Genomic DNA, 557 nt, shown 5'->3' with positions numbered 1-557 from the left:
GTCAAGCACCCAGTGTTGCTGGTTCTCGATGTGCCAATGCTGACGCACCGCTTTGGCTGCAAGTTCGATGTCCAGAGGTAAAGAACTTAAGTAATAATCCGTATTAATGGTTGTAACACCTTTATGTTTTCGTTGACGCTCAACGGCAATTAGCGACTTGGCTGACGGCCACTTTTTCGCGAGCGCCTGTGGCAGCGTTGCTGGGATTTGAAACGTCGTGCGACGCTCCTTACGGCCATGCCCCTTGTCATCCTCTTCGATACTCAATATGTCGACGTCGTCGTTATCCCAGTGAAGTTGGAACTGCATCTCTATGGCCTGCCTAAGTAGAGGTTGGTTGCCTTTTACCTGAACAACATAGTCGCCTTTAGCTTTGATGATTTGTTGAAGCGTTTCCCGCTGGCAGTGAAGTGCATCAAAGGTTACAACAGCGTCTTTAATGTCTAACATGTGCAACAGCGCTTGAACCGTTGCGATTTCGTTACCTTTGGTCTGTGTATCTTGCTGATACAGCACAATTCCTTGTTCGGTATCAAAGGCCGAAACGAGGTGTAGCG

Annotated in this window: 1 protein-coding gene; it reads right to left on the bottom strand. The window is 48.3% G+C overall.

Features of this window, described 5'->3' with window-relative positions; translation table 11 throughout:
- Positions 1-557: ISAs1 family transposase (locus L2744_RS21525; RefSeq protein WP_248993777.1), on the bottom strand; the 557-nt coding region annotated here is incomplete at both ends.

Origin of the sequence: Shewanella profunda (assembly GCF_023283765.1) — a bacterium.
GTDB classification, from domain to species: domain Bacteria; phylum Pseudomonadota; class Gammaproteobacteria; order Enterobacterales; family Shewanellaceae; genus Shewanella; species Shewanella profunda.
Note: the sequence above shows the minus strand (reverse complement) of the source record. Positions and strands in the feature narration are given on the sequence as shown.